This is a genomic window from Furfurilactobacillus curtus (assembly GCF_045862785.1).
GTDB lineage: Bacteria > Bacillota > Bacilli > Lactobacillales > Lactobacillaceae > Furfurilactobacillus > Furfurilactobacillus curtus.
Genome location: NZ_BQXO01000022.1, coordinates 1 through 2,191, shown reverse-complemented (window position 1 = coordinate 2,191; position 2,191 = coordinate 1). Strand labels below are relative to the sequence as shown.

The 2,191-nt window shown below is 38.2% G+C and carries 3 protein-coding genes and 2 pseudogenes; 2 read left to right on the top strand and 3 right to left on the bottom strand.

Annotation, left to right across the window (positions count from 1 at the left end; all coding sequences use genetic code 11):
• Positions 1-178 precede the first annotated feature (178 nt).
• Complete coding sequence (locus ACKTR2_RS10170) at positions 179-388, top strand: hypothetical protein (protein WP_065937746.1); 210 nt, start codon at positions 179-181, stop codon at positions 386-388.
• Positions 389-407: 19 nt separating this feature from the next.
• Positions 408-686: a hypothetical protein gene (locus ACKTR2_RS10165; protein ID WP_075141395.1), complete on the top strand. Its 279-nt coding sequence runs from the start codon at positions 408-410 to the stop codon at positions 684-686.
• Here the strand turns inward: ACKTR2_RS10165 and ACKTR2_RS10160 are convergent.
• The 3 genes and pseudogenes from ACKTR2_RS10160 to ACKTR2_RS10150 form a co-directional block, all read right to left on the bottom strand.
• Positions 676-1,364: pseudogene (locus tag ACKTR2_RS10160) on the bottom strand (zeta toxin family protein). The gene ACKTR2_RS10165 and the pseudogene ACKTR2_RS10160 overlap by 11 nt on opposite strands.
• Position 1,365: 1 nt before the next feature.
• Complete coding sequence (locus ACKTR2_RS10155; RefSeq protein WP_084988368.1) at positions 1,366-1,563, bottom strand: hypothetical protein; 198 nt, start codon at positions 1,561-1,563, stop codon at positions 1,366-1,368.
• Positions 1,564-1,712: 149 nt separating this feature from the next.
• Positions 1,713-2,191 (bottom strand): annotated as a pseudogene (locus tag ACKTR2_RS10150) (replication initiator protein A); the annotation flags it as partial.

Genomic DNA, 2,191 nt, shown 5'->3' with positions numbered 1-2,191 from the left:
AGGATTTATTCTATGTGTAAGTGCGCATTGACCTCGTTTCACTCGGCCTTCTGATTCCCCTAAATTTACTTATAGTGTATGACTTCCGCTTCGCTATTTCAACTTTCATCCTTTGACTTAACGTTCTCTGTATGATATAGTGTCGGTGATTATTTTTAATACGATTGGAGGGATCCTTATGTCTCAAAGTAACTTAGAAAAACAAGAAGCCAAATTAAAACAGCTTAATCAAAATATTAAAGCTGAAAAAAATAAAATTGAACAAAATCTCGGTAAGCAAATCATTAGATCAGCCAATTTGGATTATGGGACACTTACCACTCCACAGATTAAAATGATTGCTAAAAAAGTTGCCGCCTTTTTAAATCAAGCTCAAAATAACCGATAATAGTTAGGTGGTAATGACTATGCCTAATCAATATGAAAAACTAGTTGAACAACAAGCGCGTTTAAAACAAAAAATTGAGCGAGAAGATTTTAAATTACGGCAATCTAAATACTACGAAAATCGGCAAGCCCGCAAAGCCCGTTCTCGCCGATTAATTCAAAAAGGGGCTTTGCTCGAAAAATACTTTCAAGCTGATAACCTATCGGTCGAACAAACCGAAGAACTTTTAAAAATATTTGCCAATTACGTTAATGCCCATAAACCGAATAAATTTAAAGACGATCAGCCTAATAACTAGGCCGATCGTTTTTATTTTCTGAATCATTCATGGGATTTCTAACTTTTAAATCTGGATTGTTTTTAACAAAGTCATTTAGTTGTTTCTGTATAGCTGCTTCAAAGGTAATTTTGGAATTTATCCAAGGAAAATCACGCAAATTATTTTTGATCACCTGGTCATGCTCTCGTCTGTAAACTGATACAAATTTTTGGCTATTATCGTAGATCACAACGTTATCAGCTTTGAATGCAACCGCTGCTAAATTATGGTTTGATTGATTATAGCGTTTTTTTACAACTTCGTCTGGTACTCCGTGCCCACCTTTTTTGACTCGTTCATGAACCCGATTAATTGCGACTTTTTCGTTTTTTAACGCCACGTATAAAAGCGTTACTTCAAAGCCATTCTTGTGGGCCCGATCGATTAAATTCAATTGCGTCCTACCTTGGCCAGCCAGGTTGTTTCAACATGAATACTCTGCCCGGTATCTAAAGCCGCGTGGAGTTGTTTTATTTCTTCGAGCATTGCCCTAAAATTATCACGCTCTTTATGCCAATCACCACCCATTTTTTGTAGGATTTCATCGGCATTTAATCGTTTGGAGTGAGTAAATAATTCGGGCCTCGCGCGATATAAAGTGCTTTTACCAGCGCCGTTTATCCCAGCCACAATGATGTATCTCTTTAGCTCACTCATGTTAAATCACGAAATGCTTTTCATTGATGATTTGTTCTTGGCGTTTATCTAAGAGGTAAGTGTGTAACGCGTCAAACAGCTTGCGTTTATCAGGATCTGGATTATGGGCTGCTTGCTCCCAAACGTCTTGAATATCGACTGCCCATGGGTCAGCCAACAATTGCTCAATTGTTTCGACTTCTTTGCTGGATTTGGTCATTTAAAAAGCTCCTTTCACATTCCCTTAGTTCAGTCATCGCCAATTCAGCCACTCAAGGTGTCTATTTTTGCTTCTAAGCGATTTTAAAACGATTTTAATATAATTATGCATGTAACACTTAAAACGGCTTAAATGAGCCTATATGACGTTTAATTCCAAGAAGGCCCATTGTCAGTGTTCTGTTCTTCGGGGTGTTTGGCCGCATATTCTCTAGCCGCTTGTTTATTCCACCAAATGCCAAATAGGTTTTGCATAGTACCGTATAAGTAGTTCTCCACGTTCTTGATATGGTTCTCATTGCTTCTAAGGGCGTTAAAGTAGCGTCTCAAGGCTTTAGTCATCAAAGGTTTAAGTTCTTCATCGTCCAGTGGGATTAGAACCCCAATATCTTGATGATCCTTTTCAACTCGATATTTAGCATTCAGGATGATACTAATAAACCGGCGCATTTGTTGCGGAGTTCGGCACCAGAAGCTAAGTAATTGCACGGCTTCTGGTTCTAAGAAAACCGGTAAGCCACTGTCTTCATCAGTTAGGAAGTCATTAGCATGGTTCACCAAATCCTGGTTTTGCTTTTGAATTTCTGCTGGTGAGAAATTGGCTGTGGAAAAATCCAACTTTTGAGTAT